Annotated in this window: 23 protein-coding genes, 4 tRNA genes and 1 riboswitch; of the genes, 13 read left to right on the top strand and 14 right to left on the bottom strand. The window is 57.0% G+C overall.

What is annotated here, in order from left to right:
• Positions 1-130 precede the first annotated feature (130 nt).
• From astB to astE, 3 genes are read left to right on the top strand one after another with little or no spacing between them, the layout of a single operon-like run.
• Positions 131-1,477 (top strand): N-succinylarginine dihydrolase, encoded by a 1,347-nt coding sequence (gene astB, locus CPH89_RS03165; protein WP_053257614.1) that lies wholly within the window; start codon positions 131-133, stop codon positions 1,475-1,477.
• A 38-nt stretch (positions 1,478-1,515) separates the two neighbouring features.
• The gene (locus CPH89_RS03160) at positions 1,516-1,806 is read left to right on the top strand and encodes a hypothetical protein (protein WP_003214319.1); all 291 of its coding nucleotides are present in this window, start codon (positions 1,516-1,518) and stop codon (positions 1,804-1,806) included.
• Between the two features lie 11 nt (positions 1,807-1,817).
• The gene (gene astE / locus CPH89_RS03155) at positions 1,818-2,822 is read left to right on the top strand and encodes a succinylglutamate desuccinylase (RefSeq protein ID WP_053257613.1); all 1,005 of its coding nucleotides are present in this window, start codon (positions 1,818-1,820) and stop codon (positions 2,820-2,822) included.
• 161 nt (positions 2,823-2,983) lie between these two features.
• Here astE and CPH89_RS03150 read toward each other — a convergent pair whose 3' ends face one another.
• Positions 2,984-3,493: a 6,7-dimethyl-8-ribityllumazine synthase gene (locus CPH89_RS03150; protein ID WP_003233516.1), complete on the bottom strand. Its 510-nt coding sequence runs from the start codon at positions 3,491-3,493 to the stop codon at positions 2,984-2,986.
• 113 nt (positions 3,494-3,606) lie between these two features.
• A riboswitch (FMN riboswitch) is annotated at positions 3,607-3,776 on the bottom strand.
• A 190-nt stretch (positions 3,777-3,966) separates the two neighbouring features.
• On the opposite strand from CPH89_RS03150, the gene ltaE reads away from it, so the two are divergent.
• From ltaE to mgtE, 8 genes are all read left to right on the top strand, one after another.
• Positions 3,967-4,971 carry a low-specificity L-threonine aldolase gene (gene ltaE, locus CPH89_RS03145; RefSeq protein ID WP_053257612.1) on the top strand — a complete coding sequence of 335 codons (1,005 nt, stop codon included), beginning with the start codon at positions 3,967-3,969 and terminating at the stop codon, positions 4,969-4,971.
• A 146-nt stretch (positions 4,972-5,117) separates the two neighbouring features.
• A complete protein-coding gene (gene alaS / locus CPH89_RS03140; RefSeq protein ID WP_053257611.1) occupies positions 5,118-7,736 on the top strand; it encodes an alanine--tRNA ligase in 2,619 nt (872 codons plus the stop codon).
• A 96-nt stretch (positions 7,737-7,832) separates the two neighbouring features.
• Positions 7,833-9,074, top strand: coding sequence for an aspartate kinase (locus CPH89_RS03135; protein WP_053257610.1), 1,242 nt, complete (start codon positions 7,833-7,835; stop codon positions 9,072-9,074).
• Between the two features lie 174 nt (positions 9,075-9,248).
• Entirely contained in the window at positions 9,249-9,437 is a 189-nt protein-coding gene (csrA, locus tag CPH89_RS03130) for a carbon storage regulator CsrA (protein WP_003175645.1), read from the top strand.
• Between the two features lie 62 nt (positions 9,438-9,499).
• Positions 9,500-9,590: transfer RNA gene (locus tag CPH89_RS03125), tRNA-Ser, on the top strand.
• Between the two features lie 108 nt (positions 9,591-9,698).
• Positions 9,699-9,775 (top strand) — tRNA-Arg (locus tag CPH89_RS03120).
• Between the two features lie 72 nt (positions 9,776-9,847).
• A tRNA-Arg gene (locus CPH89_RS03115) sits at positions 9,848-9,924 on the top strand.
• 349 nt (positions 9,925-10,273) lie between these two features.
• Positions 10,274-11,716 (top strand): magnesium transporter, encoded by a 1,443-nt coding sequence (gene mgtE / locus CPH89_RS03110; protein WP_053257609.1) that lies wholly within the window; start codon positions 10,274-10,276, stop codon positions 11,714-11,716.
• A gap of 116 nt (positions 11,717-11,832) precedes the next feature.
• Here the strand turns inward: mgtE and CPH89_RS03105 are convergent, their stop codons facing one another.
• The 3 genes from CPH89_RS03105 to CPH89_RS03090 all read right to left on the bottom strand — a co-directional run bounded on the left by CPH89_RS03105 (position 11,833) and on the right by CPH89_RS03090 (position 12,969).
• Complete coding sequence (locus CPH89_RS03105) at positions 11,833-12,159, bottom strand: Arc family DNA-binding protein (protein ID WP_003193592.1); 327 nt, start codon at positions 12,157-12,159, stop codon at positions 11,833-11,835.
• A 391-nt stretch (positions 12,160-12,550) separates the two neighbouring features.
• Positions 12,551-12,730 (bottom strand): PA3371 family protein, encoded by a 180-nt coding sequence (locus CPH89_RS03095; RefSeq protein WP_053257608.1) that lies wholly within the window; start codon positions 12,728-12,730, stop codon positions 12,551-12,553.
• Between the two features lie 11 nt (positions 12,731-12,741).
• Positions 12,742-12,969, bottom strand: coding sequence for a hypothetical protein (locus CPH89_RS03090; protein ID WP_053257607.1), 228 nt, complete (start codon positions 12,967-12,969; stop codon positions 12,742-12,744).
• A gap of 327 nt (positions 12,970-13,296) precedes the next feature.
• On the opposite strand from CPH89_RS03090, the gene CPH89_RS03080 reads away from it, so the two are divergent.
• A tRNA-Arg gene (locus tag CPH89_RS03080) sits at positions 13,297-13,373 on the top strand.
• Positions 13,374-13,466: 93 nt separating this feature from the next.
• Here the strand turns inward: CPH89_RS03080 and CPH89_RS03075 are convergent.
• A complete protein-coding gene (locus CPH89_RS03075) occupies positions 13,467-14,354 on the bottom strand; it encodes a hypothetical protein (RefSeq protein ID WP_053257606.1) in 888 nt (295 codons plus the stop codon).
• Positions 14,355-14,392: 38 nt separating this feature from the next.
• Entirely contained in the window at positions 14,393-15,007 is a 615-nt protein-coding gene (locus CPH89_RS03070; RefSeq protein WP_053257605.1) for a recombinase family protein, read from the bottom strand.
• A 171-nt stretch (positions 15,008-15,178) separates the two neighbouring features.
• Here CPH89_RS03070 and CPH89_RS03065 point away from each other — a divergent pair, with 171 nt between their 5' ends.
• A complete protein-coding gene (locus tag CPH89_RS03065) occupies positions 15,179-15,850 on the top strand; it encodes a hypothetical protein (RefSeq protein ID WP_053257604.1) in 672 nt (223 codons plus the stop codon).
• A 32-nt stretch (positions 15,851-15,882) separates the two neighbouring features.
• On the opposite strand, the gene CPH89_RS03060 is transcribed toward CPH89_RS03065, so the two are convergent.
• The 8 genes from CPH89_RS03060 to CPH89_RS03025 all read right to left on the bottom strand — a co-directional run bounded on the left by CPH89_RS03060 (position 15,883) and on the right by CPH89_RS03025 (position 20,535).
• Complete coding sequence (locus CPH89_RS03060) at positions 15,883-16,479, bottom strand: tail assembly protein (protein ID WP_053257603.1); 597 nt, start codon at positions 16,477-16,479, stop codon at positions 15,883-15,885.
• 8 nt (positions 16,480-16,487) lie between these two features.
• Positions 16,488-16,835 carry a hypothetical protein gene (locus CPH89_RS03055; protein WP_053257602.1) on the bottom strand — a complete coding sequence of 116 codons (348 nt, stop codon included), beginning with the start codon at positions 16,833-16,835 and terminating at the stop codon, positions 16,488-16,490.
• Complete coding sequence (locus CPH89_RS03050; RefSeq protein ID WP_053257601.1) at positions 16,832-17,182, bottom strand: hypothetical protein; 351 nt, start codon at positions 17,180-17,182, stop codon at positions 16,832-16,834. Before CPH89_RS03050 ends, CPH89_RS03055 begins: the two co-directional genes overlap by 4 nt.
• A 52-nt stretch (positions 17,183-17,234) precedes the next feature.
• A complete protein-coding gene (locus tag CPH89_RS03045; RefSeq protein ID WP_053257600.1) occupies positions 17,235-18,077 on the bottom strand; it encodes a hypothetical protein in 843 nt (280 codons plus the stop codon).
• 4 nt (positions 18,078-18,081) lie between these two features.
• On the bottom strand, positions 18,082-18,291 hold the full coding sequence (locus tag CPH89_RS30340) for a hypothetical protein (protein WP_104814129.1): 210 nt from the start codon (positions 18,289-18,291) through the stop codon (positions 18,082-18,084).
• Entirely contained in the window at positions 18,278-18,709 is a 432-nt protein-coding gene (locus tag CPH89_RS03035) for a hypothetical protein (protein WP_053257599.1), read from the bottom strand. Before CPH89_RS03035 ends, CPH89_RS30340 begins: the two co-directional genes overlap by 14 nt.
• Positions 18,706-19,122, bottom strand: coding sequence for a DUF5681 domain-containing protein (locus CPH89_RS03030; RefSeq protein ID WP_017138405.1), 417 nt, complete (start codon positions 19,120-19,122; stop codon positions 18,706-18,708). Before CPH89_RS03030 ends, CPH89_RS03035 begins: the two co-directional genes overlap by 4 nt.
• Positions 19,123-19,782: 660 nt before the next feature.
• A complete protein-coding gene (locus tag CPH89_RS03025) occupies positions 19,783-20,535 on the bottom strand; it encodes a KilA-N domain-containing protein (RefSeq protein ID WP_053257598.1) in 753 nt (250 codons plus the stop codon).
• Between the last annotated feature and the right edge of the window lie 665 nt (positions 20,536-21,200).

Here is a 21,200-nt window from a genome sequence, read left to right as displayed (position 1 = left end):
CTCACCTCGGTTTTACTGAAAGACCGAGTCGCCTGGATCGCAGGCACGCCAGCTCCCACAGTTGAATGGGTTTACAGCTATAGATCTGCACCAGATGCCTATAAAAACAGATGTTCGTGGAGCCTCGCCGATGAAATCCTATGAAGTCAATTTTGACGGTCTAGTGGGGCCGACCCATAACTACGGCGGTTTGTCCTACGGCAACGTCGCGTCCCAGAGCAACAGCCAGCAGTCTTCGAACCCCAAGGAAGCGGCGTTGCAGGGCCTGCAAAAAATGAAAGCCCTGATGGACATGGGCTTTGTGCAAGGCGTACTCGCACCGCAGGAGCGACCTGACGTGGGCGCCTTGCGTAACCTCGGTTTCAGCGGCACCGACGCTCAGGTGATCCAGCAGGCAGCCAAGCACGCCATGCCGCTGCTGGTTGCCAGTTGCTCGGCATCGAGCATGTGGGTGGCCAACGCCGCCACCGTCAGCCCGAGCGCCGATACGGCAGATGGCCGCGTGCATTTCACCGCCGCCAACCTCAACTGCAAATACCACCGCAGCATCGAACACCCGACCACCAGCCGCGTGCTGGGGGCGATGTTCGCCGACCAGAAGCACTTTGCCCACCACGCTGCGTTGCCGGCGGTGGCGCAGTTCGGCGACGAAGGCGCGGCCAACCACACGCGTTTCTGCCGTGACTATGGCGAAGCCGGTGTCGAGTTCTTCGTGTTTGGCCGCAGTGCGGTCGACACCCGTTACCCGGCCCCGCAGAAATACCCGGCGCGCCAGACCCTTGAAGCCTCCCAGGCCGTCGCGCGCTTGCACGGCTTGAAGGACGACGGCGTGGTCTACGCGCAGCAGAACCCGTCAGTGATCGATGCCGGTGTGTTCCACAACGACGTGATTGCGGTGGGCAACGGCGAGGTGCTGTTCTATCACGAGGACGCCTTCCTCAACACCGAGCAGATGCTCGCCGAGTTGCACGGCAAGTTGGGCAAACTGGGCGGCAACTTCCAGTCGGTGTGCGTACCGCGCGCTCAAGTCAGTGTCGAAGATGCAGTGCGGTCCTACCTGTTCAACAGCCAGTTGCTGACCCGCGCCGACGGCTCGATGCTGCTGATCGTGCCGGAAGAGTGCCGCGCCAACGAGCGCGTCTGGCAATACCTGCAAGGCCTGACGGCGTCCGGTGGGCTGATCCGCGAAGTAAACGTCTTCGACCTCAAGCAAAGCATGCAGAACGGCGGTGGCCCGGCGTGCCTGCGCTTGCGTGTGGCGTTGAACGAAACGGAACTGGCGGCGGTGAATCCAGGCGTTATCATGACGGCGCCGTTGTACGACACGCTGACCCAATGGGTCGACAAGCACTACCGCGACAGCCTGCGTGAAACCGACCTGGCTGACCCGCAGTTGCTGCTTGAGTGCCGGACGGCACTGGATGAACTGACGCAAATCCTTAAACTGGGCTCGGTTTACCCTTTCCAGATCAATTAACGCACCTCTTTTTACACCCTAGGGCTGAGAACTATTTTATGACCACCGACACCCTGAAACTGATCCTTGAAGACACCGACGGCACCCAGCTGGAAACTTCCTGCACCCGCGTCGCCGTGGTGTGGCAGGGCAAGGAAATCTGGATCCAGCACGATGGCCGTGGCCAACTGTTGATCGGTGTGGATGTGGAAGAAGGCGACGCCGAGTACGCCAACCTGCTGATGCGCCCATTGGCGACCAACCTGATGAGCCTGCAACTGGAAATGGAACCGGCCGACGTCGAAGGTGACGACGACGATCACGTCCACGGCCCAGGCTGCAACCACTAAGGAAGCTGCTTATGCTCGCCCTCGGCAAATTGCTTGAACTGACCCTCGCCGGTCGTGAACCGGCGCAAAAAATTCAACTGACTGTCGACGGCGTGCAGATGCGCTGGCTCAGCGAGGGCGCACTTGAAGTGCGCCCGCCGCAGGCCTTGGACAACGGCAGCGACGTGCTGCTGTCATCCGGCATCCATGGCAACGAAACGGCGCCGATCGAACTGCTCGACCGCCTGTTGCATGGCATCGCCCGTGGCGAGATCAAACCCCGCGCCCGTATTCTGTTCCTGTTCGGTAACCCCGAGGCCATGCGCCGCGGCGAGCGTTACCTGGAATTGGACGTCAACCGGCTGTTCAACGGCCGTCATGAACAAAACATCGGCCCGGAGGCCATGCGCGCCGCCGAGCTTGAGCAACTGGCCCGCACCTTTTTCAGCCTGCCCGGCCGTTCGCGCCTGCATTACGACCTGCACACCGCCATTCGCGGTTCGAAGATCGAGCAGTTTGCGCTGTACCCGTGGAAAGATGGGCGACGCCATTCGCGCCACGAACTGGCGCGTCTGTGCGCTGCCGGCATGCAGGCTGTGCTGCTGCAGAGCAAGACCTCCATCACCTTTACGGCGTTTACCTACGAGCAGTTGGAGGCCGAAGCCTTCACGCTGGAACTGGGCAAGGCGCGGCCGTTCGGGCATAACCAAGGCGTGGATGTGTCCCGCCTGGAAACCCGGCTCAAGCAGATCATCGAGGGCACCGAGCCCGAGACCGAGAGCCTGGATGGCTTGCAGCTGTTTGCCGTGTCCCGGGAAGTCATCAAGCACAGCGATGCATTCCTGCTGCATTTACCGGCGGACGTGGAAAACTTTTCGCCGTTGGCGAAGGGGTATCTGCTGGCCGAAGACGTGGCCAAGACCCGTTGGGTAATCGAGGAGGAGGGCGCCCGCATCATCTTCCCGAACCCGAAGGTGAAGAATGGTTTGCGCGCGGGGATATTGATCGTGCCGACCACGGATGCCGGGTTGGCATAAATCTTCAGGCTTAACCGGAGCTACAGCTGGGAGCGGGCTTGTGTGGGAGCTGGCTTGCCTGCGATAGCATCACCGCGGTGTGGCTGACACACCGCGGTGACTGCATCGCGGGCAAGCCCGACTCCCACACAAGCCCCTCCCACATTAGTTTGCGGTGTTGCTTAAACGGCTACGGCCCGTGGCTCACTGCGACGGATCGCGCGGACCTTGTGCAGGGTGTCGGCGCAGGTGCGCGCAGCTTCCTGGCCCTTGTGCACGAAGTGCTCGTAGAAGAACGTGTGGTGTTCGCTGCCGGCGTGGAAATGGTGCGGGGTCAGGGACACCGAGAACACCGGCACTTCGGTTTCCAACTGAACCTGCATCAGGCCGCTGACGACGGACTGGGCGACGAATTCGTGACGGTAGATGCCGCCGTCCACCACCAGCGCGGCGGCAACGATACCGGCGTAACGGCCGGTCTTGGCCAGCAGCTTGGCGTGCAGGGGCATTTCAAAGGCGCCGCCGACTTCGAAGAAATCGATGTCCGATTCCTGGTAGCCCTGGGCGATCATTTCGGCGAGGAAGCCTTTACGGGATTGGTCGACAATATCCTTGTGCCAGCAGGCCTGGATAAACGCGACGCGCTCGCCGTGGTGGTTTTTGCTTTTGCTGTCGATTGCGGTGGGTTGCATGTTCTGACTCCTGTTTAAGAAAAAAACAGGGCGTTATGAATCGAATGGGATTTAAGGGTACGAACAGCCGCGTCATGCAAGCATGAATACGGCGCGCGGCCCTTAGGTGCCAATCCCGTTCTCTCTTCATCCGGACTATGACCGTCGGCCCCGGGATCACACCGGGTCTGCTGACCTTGCCGCCGACCTGCGTGAGCAGTTCAAGGCGCCAAGCGCTCGCGGGCTATGCACGTTGCGTGCAATTACCGCCGGTGGGGAATTACACCCCGCCCTGAGAACGTTGCCGCCAGAACCCTGGCGGCGGAGAGTTTTTAACATGGTTTTTCAAAAACTGCACGATCGCCTTATCGATAACCTATATCGGTTTGTTTGGTTGGTATTCGATTGAAGCTGATGGGGGCTTGATATTCCGTGGCTTTACCCGCAGTAATCAGCCATAAAAGGAACTTACACACCCGTTAGAGGCTTGTTTCATGTCTGTGATCGACCTGCGTAGCGACACCGTGACCCAACCCACCCCCGGCATGCTCGACGCGATGGCCACTGCCGTCAGCGGCGACGATGTCTACGGCGAAGACCCCAGCGTCAACCATTTGGAGGCCGAGTTGGCCGAGCGCCTGGGCTTCGAGGCGGCGTTGTTCGTGCCCACCGGCACCATGAGCAACTTGCTGGCGTTGATGGCCCACTGTGAACGCGGCGAGGAATACATCGTCGGGCAACAAGCCCATACCTACAAATATGAAGGCGGCGGTGCGGCCGTCCTCGGTTCGATCCAGCCGCAGCCGCTGGAGGTGCAGGCAGACGGCTGCCTTGACCTGGACCAGGTGTTGGCGGCGATCAAACCCGATGACTTCCACTTCGCCCGCACCCGCCTGCTGGCGCTGGAAAACACCATGCAGGGCAAGGTGCTGCCGCTGGAGTACCTGGCGAAGGCGCGTGCGTTCACGCAGGCACACGGCCTTGCGCTGCATCTGGATGGCGCGCGTATTTATAACGCGGCGGTCAAGCTTGGCGTGCCGGCGCGGGAGATTGCCCAGCATTTCGATTCCGTGTCGGTGTGCCTGTCCAAAGGCCTGGGTGCGCCAGTGGGTTCGGTGTTGTGCGGTTCCACGGCCTTGATCGCCAAGGCGCGCCGCTTGCGCAAGATGGTCGGCGGCGGTATGCGTCAGGCCGGTTCCCTGGCGGCAGCGGGGCTGTATGCGCTGGATCATCAGGTGCAGCGCCTGGCCGATGACCACGCCAATGCCCAATGGCTGGGGGATGCGTTGCGCCAGGCCGGTTACGCGGTGGAGCCGGTTCAGACCAACATGGTGTACGTGCAGATCGGCGACCAGGCTCAGGCCTTGAAGGCGTTTGCTGCCGAGCGCGGGATCAAGTTGAGCGCCGCGCCGCGCCTGCGCATGGTCACTCATCTGGACGTCAGCCGGGCGCAGATCGAGCAGGTCGTGCAGACATTTGTCGAGTTTTCCCGAAAATGACAGTGCAGACCGTCTAATTGACTGTTTCTATCACATAAACACGCTGTACCACTGGCAAAGGGCCGATATAATGCGGCCCTTTGCCGTCGCTCCGTCTGATGATGTTGCGCACTGGCCTTTGGCCTCAGACTCCGTGGAAGAACCTAATGAAAAGCGCAGAAATCCGTGAAGCCTTCCTTCGCTTCTTCGAAGAGCAAGGTCACACCCGTGTAGCCTCCAGCTCCTTGATCCCAGGCAACGACCCAACCCTGCTGTTCACTAACGCGGGGATGAACCAGTTCAAGGACTGCTTCCTGGGCCAGGAAAAGCGCGCTTATACCCGCGCGACCAGCAGCCAGAAGTGCGTACGCGCCGGCGGCAAGAACAGCGACCTGGAAAACGTCGGCTACACCGCTCGTCACCACACTTTTTTCGAGATGCTGGGTAACTTCAGCTTCGGCGACTATTTCAAAAAAGACGCGATTACGTTCGCCTGGACCTTCCTGACCGGCGTGTTGAAGCTGCCCAAGGAAAAACTGTGGGTCACCGTCTACGCGACGGACGACGAAGCGTATGACATCTGGACCAAAGAAGTCGGCGTACCGGTCGAGCGCATGATCCGCATCGGCGATAACAAGGGCGCGCCCTACGCATCCGACAACTTCTGGACCATGGGCGATACCGGCCCGTGCGGCCCCTGCACCGAGATTTTCTACGATCACGGCGCCGACATCTGGGGCGGCCCACCCGGCTCGCCGGAAGAAGATGGCGACCGTTACATTGAAATCTGGAACAACGTGTTCATGCAGTTCAACCGCACCGCCGATGGCGTGTTGCACCCGCTGCCGGCGCCGTCGGTTGACACCGGCATGGGCCTGGAGCGGATCAGTGCGGTGATGCAGCACGTTCACTCCAACTACGAAATCGACCTGTTCACCAACCTGCTGAGCGCTTCGGCCGCAGCCATTGGTTGCGCCAACGACAACCAGTCTTCGCTCAAGGTCGTGTCGGACCATATCCGTTCCTGCAGCTTCCTGATCGCTGACGGTGTACTGCCGTCGAACGAAGGTCGCGGTTACGTGTTGCGCCGTATCATCCGTCGCGCCTGCCGCCACGGTAACAAGCTGGGTGCGACCGGTAGCTTCTTCTACAAAATCGTTGCCGCGCTGGTGGCCGAGATGGGCGATGCCTTCCCGGAACTCAAGCAGCAGCAGGCCAATATCGAGCGCGTGCTCAAGGCTGAAGAAGAGCAGTTCTCCAAGACCCTGGAGCACGGCTTGAAGATTCTGGAGCAGGACCTGGCCGAGCTCAAAGGCACCGTGGTGCCGGGCGACGTGGTGTTCAAGCTGTATGACACCTACGGTTTCCCGATGGACCTGACCGCCGACATCGCCCGTGAGCGGGAGCTGACCGTCGATGAGGCCGGTTTTGAGCGTGAGATGGAGGCCCAGCGTGTACGTGCCCGTTCCGCCAGCTCCTTTGGCCTGGACTACAACACCTTGGTCAAGGTCGATGTGCCCACCGAGTTCATCGGCTACCAGGCAACTGTGGGTTCGGCCAAGATCGTTGCCCTGTATAAAGACGGTAAGTCGGTCGACGTGTTGAATGAAGGCGAGGCAGCGGTGGTGGTGCTTGACCAGACGCCGTTCTACGCCGAGTCCGGTGGCCAGGTGGGTGATTGTGGTTTCCTGAGCTCGACGTCGGGTCGTTTTGAAGTGCGCGATACCACCAAGACCGGCGGTGCATTCCTGCATCACGGCGTGCTGGTACTCGGTAACTTGACGGTCGGTGCGCCGGTCGATACGCAGGTCGATGCCGACGTACGGCATGCAACCGCTCTGAACCATTCGGCCACTCACTTGCTGCACGCCGCGCTGCGTCAGGTACTGGGTGAGCATGTGCAGCAGAAGGGGTCGTTGGTCGATAGCCAGCGCCTGCGTTTTGACTTCAGCCACTTTGAAGCGATCAAGCCTGAGCAGATCAAGGCGCTGGAAGACATCGTCAACGCTGAAATTCGCAAGAACACGCCGGTGGAAACCGAAGAAACCGATATCGAGACCGCCAAGAAAAAAGGCGCCATGGCGCTGTTTGGCGAGAAGTACGGCGACGATGTGCGCGTACTGAGCATGGGCGGCAGCTTCTCCGTGGAGCTGTGTGGCGGTATCCACGCCAGCCGCACCGGCGACATCGGCCTGCTGAAAATCCTCAGCGAAGGCGGTGTGGCGTCCGGCGTGCGTCGTATTGAGGCGGTGACCGGCGCTGCGGCCCTGGCCTACCTCAATGCGGCTGAAGAACAACTCAAGGAAGCGGCCGGCCTGGTCAAGGGCAGCCGCGACAACCTGATCGACAAACTGTCGGCCGTTCTGGAGCGCAACCGTGCGCTGGAGAAACAGCTGGAGCAGTTGCAGGCCAAGGCGGCCAGCGCGGCGGGCGACGATCTGTCGGCTGCGGCTCTGGACGTTAAAGGTGTGAAAGTCCTCGCGGTGCGCCTGGACGGTCAGGATGGCAAGGCGCTGTTGGCCTTGGTCGATCAGTTGAAGAACAAGCTCGGCCGCGCAGTGATCCTGCTCGGCGGTGTCCATGAGGAAAAGGTCGTTCTGGTTGCCGGTGTAACCAAAGACCTGACTGGCCAACTCAAGGCCGGTGATTTGATGAAGCAAGCCGCCGCGGCAGTGGGCGGGAAGGGCGGTGGTCGTCCGGACATGGCGCAAGGCGGTGGTGTAGACGCCGGTGCCCTGGACGCGGCCCTGGCTCTGACCGTGCCGTTCGTCGAGGCTGGCATTTAAGGCGCTGTTAACCGGCCCATGGTCTAGTCATGGGCTTGTTCGGTTGCTGGAAGATTGTTTATTGGGCGCCCCTTTACGGGCTGAGGCGGCTTAGAAATGGCTTTGATCGTACAGAAATTTGGAGGCACCTCGGTCGGCTCTGTCGAAAGAATCGAGCAGGTCGCCGACAAGGTTAAGAAATTCCGCGATGCCGGCGACGACTTGGTGGTGGTGCTGTCGGCCATGAGCGGCGAGACCAATCGCCTGATCGAACTGGCCAAGGCAATCAGTGGTGATCAACAGCCACTGCCGCGTGAGTTGGATGTGATTGTGTCCACCGGCGAGCAGGTGACCATCGCATTGCTGGCCATGGCGCTGAACAAGCGTGGTGTGCCGGCCGTGTCCTACACTGGCAGCCAGGTACGCATCCTGACCGACAGTGCGCATACCAAGGCGCGCATCCTGCAGATCGACGATCAGAAAATCCGCACAGATCTGAAAGCCGGGCGCGTGGTAGTTGTAGCGGGCTTCCAGGGTGTGGATGAGCAGGGCAACATCACCACCCTCGGTCGTGGTGGTTCGGACACTACCGGCGTGGCGCTGGCAGCGGCTCTCAAGGCGGATGAATGCCAGATCTATACCGATGTGGACGGTGTGTACACCACCGACCCGCGTGTGGTGTCCGTGGCCCAGCGTCTGGACAAGATCACCTTTGAAGAGATGCTGGAAATGGCCAGCCTCGGGTCCAAGGTGTTGCAGATCCGCGCGGTGGAGTTCGCCGGCAAGTACAACGTTCCGCTGCGCGTATTGCACAGCTTCAAAGAGGGTCCGGGCACCCTCATTACTATTGATGAAGAGGAATCCATGGAACAGCCGATCATTTCCGGCATCGCTTTCAACCGCGATGAAGCCAAGCTGACGATCCGTGGCGTGCCAGACACCCCGGGCGTGGCTTTCAAGATTCTCGGGCCTATCAGCGACGCGAATGTTGAAGTCGACATGATCGTGCAGAACGTTTCGCACGATAACACCACCGATTTCACCTTCACCGTGCACCGCAACGAGTACGATGCGGCCCACAAGATCCTGGAGAACACCGCGAGCCAGATTGGCGCGCGTGAAGTGATCGGGGATATCAAGATTGCCAAGGTGTCGATCGTGGGTGTCGGCATGCGTTCCCATGCCGGTGTTGCCAGCCGTATGTTCGGGGCGCTGGCCAAGGAAAGCATCAACATCCAGATGATCTCCACCTCGGAAATCAAAGTCTCGGTGGTGATCGAAGAGAAGTACCTGGAGCTGGCTGTGCGCGCGTTGCATACCGCTTTTGAGCTGGACGCTCCGGCCCGACCGGGCGAGTGAGGCGATACCAGGAAGGCGCGGTATACCGCGCCTTTCATTTTTTGTGGAGCGCATGGTCTTTTGCGTGCGCTCGACAATACTTAGGTCGTTAGGGCTATGGCCATCAGGTTGTAGGTCGAACGCCTTTTTTTTGCAGACTGTTGTTCCTGAACTGAAATGCGTGAGGTGAAAGCTATGCTGATTCTGACTCGTCGGTGCGCAGAAAGCCTGATTATCGGTGATGGCGAAATCACCGTGACCGTGCTCGGCGTCAAAGGCAATCAAGTACGTATCGGGGTTAACGCTCCGAAAGAGGTAGCTGTCCACCGCGAGGAAATCTACCTGCGGATCAAGAAAGAGAAGGACGAAGAACCAAGCCTTTAATTTTTATCGTTTTTTATGTTTGCAAACGGGGATGAACGTGGTTAATATACGCCCCGTGTTGCGGAGAGCTGGCCGAGTGGCCGAAGGCGCTCCCCTGCTAAGGGAGTACACCTCAAAAGGGTGTCGGGGGTTCGAATCCCCCGTTCTCCGCCATTATTTGCTTAGTACGTTGCAATCTGGTTTTTTCGGTAAGTTGTTGAAAATACTCGAAAAAATAGCTTTACATAGAGATTGAACGGCCTATAATGCGCGGCAACAAATGCACTCGTAGCTCAGCTGGATAGAGTACTCGGCTACGAACCGAGCGGTCACAGGTTCGAATCCTGTCGAGTGCACCATTTAAGAGTCAATTGCAGCAATGCAGGTGACTCGGCTCCAACCAGTTGTGATCTGGTCTAAAAACACAATCTGCACTCGTAGCTCAGCTGGATAGAGTACTCGGCTACGAACCGAGCGGTCACAGGTTCGAATCCTGTCGAGTGCACCATACAAACAAAAAGCCCGCCTAGTGCGGGCTTTTTGCCGTCTGGGGTTTGTGTAGGATTGATCCTGGGCTTCATCTTTTCTTGCGTTCCATGTGTTTTCCCTTCGAGCTGTGTCGTCGCAGTTCATAAATCCAGCCGATGCTTAGCTTTGGCTCGCAAGCGCTTGTAATTTCCAGTTTTTTAACGTTAAAAGCGTGCGCAGCGTGTATCATTGCGCCCGTCAGCCCCGCCGGGGCTTGTGGAATACCTCCATGGACTTACCCAGTAGTTACTCAGTACCCCGCTTTACCAATCATGAATTGACTGATTGATCCTTCCGGCGTGCCCCGCTGCTGGGAGTGGAGTTCGCCTATGACCGAAGTAGAAGTAAAGAAAACACAAGACAGCCTGCAGGATCGCCTGGCTCAAGTCATCGAGCTGCTGCAGCGTCAGCGCGTGGTCGAAGACCTCACGCACCGCCAGGAAGGTCCGCACCACGACCGCGTTGAAAACCTGGTTCACCGGCAAAACCTCGTCGAGTTGCAGCGCAAACTCGATGACCTGCACTCCGCCGACGTCGCCTATATCCTTGAAGCCTTGCCGTTGGATGATCGTCTGACCCTCTGGCAGTTGGTCAAGGCTGACCGTGACGGCGACATCCTCCTTGAAGTATCCGACTCGGTCCGTGAAACCCTGATCGCCGACATGGACGATCATGAGCTCCTGGCCGCCGCCAAGGAGATGGACGCCGACGAACTGGCTGACCTCGCCCCTGAGCTGCCTCGAGATGTTGTCCATGAGCTGATGGAAGCGCTCGACAGTCAGCAACGCGAGCGCGTGCGCTCTGCGCTGTCCTATGACGAGGACCAGGTCGGTGCGCTGATGGACTTCGAGATGGTCACCATCCGCGAAGATGTCAGCCTGGAAGTGGTACTGCGTTATCTGCGTCGCCTCAAAGAGCTGCCTGGCCATACTGACAAATTATTTGTGGTCGACTACGAAGGCATTCTCAAGGGCGTGCTGCCGATCAAGCGCCTGCTGGTAAATGATCCCGACAAGAAAGTTGCGGATTTGATGGCCAGCGATACGGTGAGTTTTCACCCGGATGAAGACGCCTACGAGGCTGCGCAAGCGTTTGAGCGCTATGACTTGATCTCGGCACCGGTGGTCGACAAGAACGGTAAGTTGATAGGCCGTTTGACCATCGATGAAATGGTCGACCTGATTCGTGAAGAGAGTGAAACCGAAGTCCTCAACATGGCGGGTTTGCGTGAAGAGGAAGACATATTTGCCTCGGTCTGGCGTTCTCTGCATAACCGTTGGGCCTGGCTGGCAATTAACCTGATCACAGCCTTCATTGCCTCGCGCGTGATTGGGCTGTTCGAAGGCTCTATCGAGAAGCTGGTGGCCCTGGCGGCGCTGATGCCGATTGTGGCCGGTATCGGCGGCAACTCCGGTAATCAGACCATCACCATGATCGTGCGCGCGATGGCGTTGGACCAGGTGAGTACCGCCAATTCTTCGCGCCTGCTGCGCAAAGAGTTGGCCGTGGGCCTGATTAACGGCTTGGTATGGGGTGGTGTGATCGGAGTGGTGGCCTACTTGCTGTATGGCAGCTGGTCGCTGGGTGTCGTGATGACGGCTGCCATGACCCTTAACTTGCTGTTGGCTGCGCTGATGGGGGTGCTGATCCCCATGACCCTGGCCCGTCTTGGGCGTGACCCGGCCATGGGCGCCAGTGTGATGATTACGGCCATGACCGACAGTGGTGGGTTTTTCATCTTCCTGGGGTTGGCGACCATCTTCCTGCTCTGATCCATTCCTGCGGGAGCAGATCTGCTCCCGCTTTGCTGGCTATTCCTTACCTTCCTTTCCCAAATCGCAGGCAAAAAAAAGCCAGCACATGGCTGGCTTCGGCTTTCAGTTGCAGATCAATTGGCTTCTGCGGCCGCCTCAACGTCGTGCGCAATAAGCGAGACGAGGGCATTTTGCTGGCGGTGGGAGAGCTGACGAAAACGCTGCAGCAGTTCGCGTTCGTGCAGTGACAGCTCGGGGCTGTCCAGGCGCATGCTCAACTCTTCACCCAACGCACCTTCCTGAATAAGGCTCTGTTCCAGGCGCGCGATGATTTCGGAGTTCATGCTGCGGTGATGATTGCGAGCCACCTCGGCAATGCGTTCCCGCATTCCGTCTGGCAGACGTACGACGAACTTGTCAGCCGTACGGCTGGAATAAATTGCCTGTTTCAATGGGCGCATATATTTAACCGGTTAGTTCAGGGGAGCGGTTTTTGGAATTGGCCGCAAGATGAGTGTTAAGACAAGGCTCACGACCAAAGTTCAACCCGAATTGCAAAGAGGCCGCATCATGCCTCAGATTTGACATTTCCTTGGCGTCAATTCTGTGACAAATATTGAACTGCCTAAAGGCTTAATGCCAGCATTCATTTGCATTTTTGCGGACTGGTTTGAAAACTTTCCAATGAGCCATTCTTGAACGGAACTTCCCGTAATTCCAAGGCTGCTCAGGGGTTGAGGCCGCACATCCTATCGCAAAGTGGCATTTTGCCCTCACCTTTAAGACTAGTGGCAATTTGCTGATTTACTAGGGCGGGGCGACGTAAGGTCGAACGAGGGGGAGGAGGTGGGGTCAGCGTAAAACCGGGTCGAATTTGATTTTGCGGCCGACGATGAGCGACAGCAGGAGGAGGCTTGCAAACACGCCAGCGGCAACAAACGCGCTAGTTTGTCCATCTTGCGAATGGGTATTCAGGCCCAGGATGCCTGCGAGAATAGTCAGGCTTAAAAATAGCCAGGCGGATTTGGTCACGAGCGATTTCCTCAGAAAACCCAATGTTCAGATGCGGGTGCGGCCTGGGTGCCTTGGGTCAGGCGTACCGGTGATTGTGCGTTGGGCGTCATCACCGCCAGTTGCGGGCGTTGTTGCAGATGGTGCGGCACTGCCTGGCTGAGCTGGGCTGGATCGTTGCTGCCAGTCGACTGAAAATGGAACATCACCAGTACAGCCAGGGCGATGGTGTTGAGGGCTAACAGAAGGGCACTGTTCATGGTCATGTTCTCCGCTTAACGCCGTGGCTGAATGGGGCTTGTAGGAGAAGTATTGCAGGTCCCGTGCCAATCTATTATTCCAATAAAATCAACGGCTTGAGTCTACTTCAGAGGCTCGATAGGTTGCAATTTGCAATGATGGCATTTTGGGGGAGTGCATTTTGCACGATAGCGCTCAGGGGCCCGTGGTTGCGGGACGAAACCGACATTCTCTGAACAAGGATCGGCCTACACTCAAAAAGCCTACGGACGACATGACAAAACCCACCTCGGCCGTTAACATGCACGCCGTCCGTCGCCGCGTCTTAGGCCTGATGGCTGACATTTGTCCCAGTAGCTCAATTGGATAGAGCATCCCCCTCCTAAGGGGAAGGTTGGCCGTTCGAACCGGCCCTGGGACACCATATTATTCAACGCCTGCAGCCATTTCTGCTTCCCCTTCTCGTTTTCCATGGGTGCATGGCGGGTGCAGGCGAAGCCTTTAGTCGGCATCTAGCTCATTTCTTTCTTATCTTTTTCTTCTTGTTGGCTGCAGGTGCTATCGGCCTATTGCTTCGTGGTCCGGGCGAAAATTTTGATTGAATGCCCTTTCTGACTGCTGCGGTATAAGGGAAAGCTTCCACGAGCAGGTCAGTAGCTTTCTCAAGTGTTTCTGCGCTGAGTTGCATGGTCAGGGCGATATAGGCTTTGTCTGTATCGTTTTCGATGCCAGTGCCGCGGCCGTTTGGCTCCATTCTATAAAACGAAATTGGAAGGACGTGCGCATATTGAGATAGAAGATCCCAGTTTGCATAAAAATCTTTTTTGTCCCAGGCCGCCTTTTCAAGCATCTCGTCGCGGTTTGCAATCATGAGATTGTCTCCCGCCAGACATCGCTTCTGAACCGATGCGTTTAGACTCAAGAACCATTCGTTACCTCGTAGTCTGCCCCTGAGTTCCTCAGCCTGCTCAGTGAGCCCTTCCACATCTTCCATTGCGTTCGAATTTGTCAGCAGTTTTATGCGTCTACAGCAGTCATTTAAGTGCATCACATTTAATTTAGATGACCACTCCTGGGCGCATGAAGGCTCCTCAATGATGTAGAGGAATAACAAAAAACCTTCAATGATTGCTCTGCTGTGGCCCGCCGCGCACCCGAAATCCCAATCTTCAAAGTCCGCTATAACCCAGCGTGTTCGAGGAACTGCGCGCATAAGGGACATCGCGTGTCCGCATAGGCGGGTAAATATTTGGGTTGAGTATCCGATATGGGGCTTGGCCATTTGACGACCTATAGCTTGCCCAACTGCGACTGCTTCGCACGTGGCTGCATCGAGATTGCTCAGACTTGAGTTGTAGTAATTGTCGTAGGTGATGCCTTCACCTAGGGGATGATCTTGTTCCATTCGTAGTCCTAAGCTGGTGAGGAAGGTGAGTTGTGTTATTACCGTACTAGGTCACGAATACGTAATACCGTAGTGGTTGAACAGTTGGCGTGCCGCGCTGTCGCGCGAATGCCCAGGCCGGCGCCGAGCAGTTCCGAAACGCGCTTGTGCAGATCTTCGTCGACTGGCCGGCCCTGGTACTTGCCGGCGGCTCTCGCCTTCTCGATGCCCTGTGCCTGTCGCTCGCGACGCTGCTCGTAATCCTTGCGTGCGATCGCCGCCATCATCTCCACCAACATCGAGTTGATTGCGCCCAGCATCCGGCTGGTGAACTCGTCACCTTTAGTGTCCTGCATTCCCTGATGGCTGGTCGGCAGGTCAAGCGCGACGATGCGCAAGCCCTTGGAGTCGATAGCGGTCTTTAGCTTCTGCCAATCCTCCACAGGAAGGCGTGAGAGGCGGTCTATTGACTCCACCAGCAGTACATCACCCTTCCGGGCATCCTTGAGCAGGCGCAGCAATTCAGGCCGGTCCGCAGTCGCTCCGCTGGCGTTCTCCAGGTACTCGCTTGCAATGACCTTGTTATGGTCGCTGGCGAACTGCTCGAGCGACGCCCGGGCACGGCCGGCGTCTTGTTCTTCGGTGGAGGCTCGGAGGTATGCGCGGATGAACATGATGGGTGCCTGTATCAGTTAGGGCGTTCTACTAATACTGTTGCACTATGGGTGTTACTTATCAAGCGAAAAGCACGGAAAAGGCAAAATAAGCCTGTATCTGGATAGGCATACCATGTGAAACACCCTAGTGATAGGTATCATGACTATTTGATTTGGGCCTTTTTCTAGATGAAAAATCACTACTCTTTTGGTTTCTATGGATTGTTGGCTGCTTTCGCCATACTTGTTTGTGCGATTTTTTATTCGACGCTCACGGACGGAAGGCCTGAGAGCACGGATAAGGCATTCGGTTTAATAAATTCTGTATCTGCTCTTATTCAAGCCATTGCAGCGGTTCTGCTCGCGGGGCTTGCTTTTAAGGGATGGAATAGCTGGAAGCTGCAAATCATTCATGGAAAGGCTTTAGGCGTTGTTTGGGATGCTAATGTGGCGCTCAGAGAGGTCGAAGCTGCTTTGAATATCTTAGAGGCTCGATGGATTCGTTCGTATGCAGAGGGATCTGATCAATCGACCGAATTAGGCGAAACGGGCCTCGTGGGTAAGGCTTTACGATCGTTCAGAGACCAGTGTGTTCTGCTTGATAAGGTAGTGGTTAAAAACGATTGGGAATGGCAAAACTATTCTAATGATCTTTCCGCTCGCATTAGAGAGCTGGTGCATGAGCAGGCAAAACAAAAGTATGTGACCCCCGATAGCCGCAAGCCGACTAGCACGCGTGGCGTAGGTCAGATCTTCAGTGGGAAAACGGATGAGACAGTGGCCGAGAAAAGGGGCGCTATCTACGCGGCCACTGATGCGATTGCTAGAAAGCTTTCTGCGTTAGAGGCTAAATATATTTAAGGGCGCATAAGGCTCGTAAATCTATCGGATGCTCAAGCTTGATCCTCTGCATAGATCGCGGCACTAATGAGCGCGCCGCCTACCCGCCGCTTGCCGTAACACAGCGGTACTGGGTTTCCGGATGCCGTGGTGTTCTTAGCACTGCCGAAGGCATAGCCTGGGGTGTTCTCCGGCGCTGCGCTGGTCTTGAGGCCACCTGCCTGCGGGCTGAGCATTTGAATAACACCGCCGGCGACCATACCCACGCCAGATGCAAATAGACCTGCTGATACTGGAGGTGCCCAGAACGTGAAGAATGAGGCTGCGATCAGCACGGCGCCGATGACTGTTTGCAGAACTCCAGAGCGTTTGCTGCCTAAGATCACAGGGGCAATGATGATGTCGCCTTTGCCTTGAAATCCAAGCTCACCCTCACCGATATTTTTCTTGCCTCGAAAGACCACGAACACGAGCCCGCGAGACTTTGCGTTAGACAGAAACCGTTCAAACCCTGGGATCTGCACTGACAGTGCTTTGATCGCCTCGGCTGGCGTTCGGACGGAGAACTGGTAGGACTTACCGAACTGTCGTAGCTGCCCACACAGTTTGATGGTGGTGAGTGGAGCGTATTCAATTGCTGTAGCGGTCATGGGGCCTCCTATGGATTGGTGGAGGGGGCTGGAAGCCCCAGGCGAATGGCAAGAACTGCGCGCGACATATGCGCCTGGTCGATAGTCAGTTGCTCCTGGCGCGGGTCGTAGTTCCACACCCGGTTGTAGATCGCTTCGCTGGCCCGGGCGCCGCGGAATGTTCCCCGCATCAGGTCGGCCGAAACCCGGGCTTCCTCCTCGGTAAAGAACGGGCCGTCGATGACGACCTTCTGCCCATTGCTGGGGTGCTGCACTTCCCAAACCAGATATCCGGCATCCGGGCCTTGTATCAGCTCGTGCGATTGAAAACGTTGCGTCTTGCACGCCTCGGTAAATCGTTCTTGGTATGTGGTCATTCTGTTTTTCTCATTTCTCGATAGGCATCAGCGGCTAACTGCGCGGCGGTACTGCCCTGGCCTGGGGTGATCAAATAATCTGATCTCGGGGTGGTGTGCTCGGGGAACAAGACCGCCGTTTTCTGTGAATTTCTGTCGAGGTCATGGAGGTGCTGAACAATCTCTGCAGCTAGCGATGCGTCGCAGCTCATAGCGACGGTTCGGTGCTTTCTGGCCAGCTCCAATGAGGCCCACCAATGGGTGACGGGGCGGGCGCTGTCTGGCGGTACGGTTACAACCAGCATCTCGCAGGGCTTGAGCTCATCACGGATGACTTCCAGCATTCGGCGGATCTTGGCAGTGGTCATATGCGTCTCTCCGCTGGAGGGCGATCGATGTGATACGCCCCGCGCTTATTGGTCATTCGGTATCGGATTGCTTGCTTTCCGCGGCGCCAGATTTTGGTTGATGCTTTGCCGGGAGTTTGCTCAACCAGTCACGAAGCGCTTCGGAGCCCTCGCAGCCCGATCGCCACTTCTCAAACCGGCCGGTGTACCCATTCGAATTGGCAACCATGCCGCTCAGTGCGACACCAGCATTGGAGGCGGTGGCCAGCACGTCATCGTAGATCGCTAGCATCTGCTTTAGCCCTTCAATGTCTTCGGCGCGGGACGCGGCAATACCTGCGCGAGAAAGACTGTCAGCCGCCTCTGGCGATAGTCCGGAGAGCATTGGGTTTGCCCTTAGCACCGCCTCTACAACATCAGGGTGACTGCCTGCGCGCGCCTCAGCGACTAGTCGCTGGCGCTCTTCCGGCTTGAGGCATCGCACGATGGCGCGTAGCTCCTGATCAGCCAGGAAGCCAACAACGTCTGAGCTGGCGCGAGGCGTCACCGCTGCAAAGCCGCTGGCCACTGTTTGTGCCAACGTGAGCATATCTTTTGCCGCCTTCTCCATCGCCGGCATCAGGGCGGGGATGATTCCATCGATCTGCTCCTTGCCCTTGCGCTCAATGGCTGCGGCGTTGAGGTCCTTGTTCTCGCGAATCGAGAGAATTTCTTCTCCGAGGTCCTTGAACGCCTCTAGCGACAAGCCCTGCAAATGGCGAACCGACTTCAGCAAGCCACCGGCCTGCCAGGTTCCTTTGGTGCCATCGGGGCGCTGAATATTGAAGGTTCTTGCCTCTACCTGGGAGTGCTCGTATTCGGAGTAATGGAGGTTGGCCAAGCCAACTTTGAGGACGGATCGTTTGCCGATTTTCATTGAGTTACCTTTTGATTGTTTGGCCGTGGTTCGGCCGGTTTTGGTCTGAGGCTTCGCTCAGGATCTCGAGTAGGGAAACGTTTTCTCGGGTGCCACCGCCGGCTGCTGCTAGGTGCAACTCATCCATAAGGGCGCTGATCTCTCGCACGTCACGATTGAATTGAGTGAGCCCGGATTGCTGACGCAGCTTGGCCACCTGGCTACGGATGTTCATGGCGGGCATCGAGGATCAGCCGGTACTGTTCGGCGACATGACTTTTGATGTCTTGCCCGTCAGCCAATGGCGGGAAGATCCAGGCACCAGAACTTGGGAATGGCCGCATATCCATCACACCTACCGGAGCGGGGCGGCGGAGGCTTTCAATTGCGCGGACGTGGAGAATGAACGCCTCTGCCAGATTGGCCGCGTCATAGCTGTTCATGGTGCACAGTGGGAAGTGCATGACCGTCTGTACGCCGAGGACGGGATAGTTGAAGGAGTGGCCCACTGTGTTGGGGTAGTCCATCTCCTCCTCAACCGCGTCAACCCTGCAGTCCACCACCGTCAACATAACGAGCACTGTTTCTTCGTCTTCGGCGCCGATCTTTTCTGCAATTCGCTTGAGCTCGGCGCGCATCCATTTAATGCTCATTGCCGCATTCCCTCCATCTGTTCACGGAGTTCTTCAACGGCCTTCTGTAGCTCGGCAACTTCGATTACCCGGGCAACAGCGCCTAGCCCTTCGATCAATGCTTTGCCCTGGTCGGGCGGTAGCTCGCCGGCGGCAACTGCGCGAAGGATTGATTTGGCTGCGCTGGGTAGGTCGGTGTCGTCGAGTTCGAAGCACACTGTCTCGGCAGTTGGCTTGATTGGCGGTACCAGGCGCTCAAGGATCAGTCGGCAAGCCTGCATATCGCCCTTCTTGGCTGCTGTCAGAACCTTCTTTGTCACGGCGTCTGCACCTTCCGCGAGCCGGGCGCGCAGCTCTTGCGTCTGGCCGGATCGGCCGCCGGGATTACCCGACTGTCCTGGCTTCCACTTGCCGGCTTTATCGCGATCAGTCATGCGGCTGGCGATTCCATGGCGATGACTGGTTTGTTTTCAGCAAGGGCTATCAGCAGGGCGGATGCTTGAACGCTTCCGTCTGCTGCGGCTTCGCGAAGGCGGCCCCAGGCGGCAGCAACTTCGGAGCGAGTTGGTTTGTGCTGACGTCCTCGGGCGGGCTTAGCTGTGTTCATAGGTGCTGCCTCGAATGGGTTTTGAGTGGCTCAAAAACTCACATTAGGCATGATCTGATCATTTATCCAGTGCTTTTTAGGTGCACCTCATGTGTTACATGTAACGGGACGGAACGGGACTGAAATAGTTGGTTTTGCTGGTCGAGGCGAGGGGATTTTTGTTGCAGTAAGTTGGCGACAGCCAAAGTGATACACGGCTGAGTTTTCAGCCCAGTCATTCATCCTGCGGTGCAGGAAGTGACTGTGGAGTGGTGGGACTTTTCATCAATTTGAGGAACTCTCCCCAGTGGGGGAAGTTGGTCGGATTTCAAATCCATCCAACCCCCAGGGGGCTGAACCTGGCCTCCCATTTTGGTATGCCAGGTTCCGCGCCACGTTTTGCGAGATGTGAAAACGTGGCGCGGATTTGATGCGTCCAGTTTTGGACGCATCTTCCACCAGTGGTGGATCACCGTGTCGCGTGCCTGTTCCGGCCTGCTGTCAGGTGCTATTTGTTGTTGCCAATTAATAGTGGGAGGTATTGAAGCGCTTGGGCGTCGCGATCTTTAAAGTATGCGACAGCCTTTTGAGGGAGCCAGACTCTGTGAAAATGGTCTCTAAAGTCACCGAGCACCTCGTTGGGATAAAGCTTTGGCGACACTACCCGGCCATCTTCAAACCGATGTTGGTATGTTGGGAGGGCATCGGTATCGATACCTTTGGTATCCCTAAGCCACTTGCAAAACATACGGCCTTCCGAGATGTCCGGGAGCATTCTGTCTGGCAGCCTGTAGCCAGCATCCTCCATAGGACCTATCAACACTAGCGCCATTTCGTTCAGCATTGAAAAATGAGTAGGTGGAACGGCCCCTCTGTTGGCCATATACCTTTTCATATGGTACGGCAAGTTTTGTGGGTTTGCTTTTTCTGCAAGCCACTCTCTTACCCAGGTAGCTACCGCTACTGCGAAACGTGGGGAGCACCATTGACCTAGGTTGATTGCAACGTCCGGGTGAACCCAAGTCCCACGTGCTTCGACAGGGCCGTTTATTACGGTGATTACCAATGAATCAATGGGGATGCCGTTCGACCTAGAAAGTTCTGATAGGAACTCTCCGGTCACTACCTGCCTCGAGTAATCGTGAAATCCTTTGCCTGAGGCACTGCACATTGCAGTTGCATTCACGTATCCATCAGCAGTGCGCTGGTGGATCAATGCGCCTTCTACCCGTCTAGGGATAAGATCCATCTGTTCGTTCATTGCAGCTCTCCATTCCTGCCTGGACCCAGCTGGATCCAATCGGACAGGCAGAGTGCCACCATAACCGCATTTTAAGGGCTCGGCCTATACCCTTTCGTCTTAGTTGATGGAGTGCCCTCGAAGATTTCCGATTTACGATCCTGCTGATTGGCAGATGAGGGCCAAACCTGCCGGGACATTTATCCGTCCTGCTGATCTGACAAAGCGGCGCGAAGCAGATGATCAGATCCGATTCGGCTCATATGGTCTGTCTCGAAGGGAAGAGAGGAGGCTCCATCCCGGGTCTTGCAGCAAAGGTATGGTGATGTTGACCACCCCCTGTGTTGATTTCTACTCTGTGTGTTGTTTTCCGCACTCAGTGAGACCAAATGGTCTCAGTGAGATCAATCCGTCTCACAGCGGGCGTCACGTGCAACTCTGAACGGATAGACGCTCAGGCGGTCCTATTTATATAGGAAGGCCCGCTCGCCTAATGTCTTGGCAATCAACCAGTAGTCGGGTCGTGGTATTCACCTGTTGACTTGATTCAAGATGAGTCGGAAGCTCCCGGATCCTGTGGGTGTGGTGAGCGAAAGCGGATTCACAACCTGCCTGACGAATGGCGAGTGCGAAATTCTACCTATCAGCTAGCATCCACATTGCTGGTCTCATTCCCCTAGGCGGGG

The sequence above is a fragment of the Pseudomonas fluorescens genome, assembly GCF_900215245.1.
GTDB classification, from domain to species: Bacteria; Pseudomonadota; Gammaproteobacteria; order Pseudomonadales; family Pseudomonadaceae; genus Aquipseudomonas; species Aquipseudomonas fluorescens.
The sequence above is the reverse complement of the archived record's forward strand: the minus strand, read 5'-3'. Positions and strand labels throughout refer to the sequence as shown.